The sequence below is a fragment of the Micromonospora sp. BS32 genome (assembly GCF_059089345.1).
The window spans coordinates 1-495 of sequence record NZ_JBSSHR010000083.1; the positions used below are offsets into that span (position 1 = coordinate 1).

Consider the following 495-nt stretch of genomic DNA (forward strand, 5'->3'; position numbering starts at 1 on the left):
CGTCCTTCTCCGTGTCCGAGAAACTCGGCTACGCACCCGACGGCGTCGAGCAGTTGAACGTCCGCGGCCGGCGCGTGACGATGCGGCGCCTGCGCCTGCCGCGGGCCCGATGGGAGCAGCACCCACGCATCCCTGTCACGGTCGTCGGCCTCGCGCCCTGCCTACCGCTGTTCGGGGTGCGCGGGACCGGGCAGCGGTAGGTGGGGGGCCGGGGTGGCCGGGGTGGCCGCCAGGAAACGGTGGAGGGAGGCCGTCATGCCGGCGACGGAGCGGTCCCGGGTCCGGGCGCTGACGTGATCGAGGGAGAGGTAGGGGTTGAGGTCTTCCAGCTCGACCAGGAGCAGGTCGCCGTCCCGGGTACGGCAGGCGTCCACGCGCTGGATGCCGTGGTCGAGCGTGTTCCAGTCGATGAAGCGCCCGGCGAAGACCAGGTCGGCCGGCGTGGGCGCGTAGGGCTCGAGTACCCAGCGCTGACGGGGGTCCGGAGCGTGGAGG

The 495-nt window shown here is 72.9% G+C and carries 1 protein-coding gene and 1 pseudogene; one reads left to right on the plus strand and one right to left on the minus strand.

What is annotated here, in order from left to right:
* Window positions 1-200: pseudogene (locus AC5RWQ_RS30360) on the plus strand (GNAT family N-acetyltransferase); the annotation flags it as partial.
* Here the strand turns inward: AC5RWQ_RS30360 and AC5RWQ_RS30365 are convergent.
* On the minus strand, window positions 162-495 hold a 334-nt coding region (locus tag AC5RWQ_RS30365), incomplete at its 5' end, for a hypothetical protein (protein ID WP_494286025.1). The pseudogene AC5RWQ_RS30360 and the gene AC5RWQ_RS30365 overlap by 39 nt on opposite strands.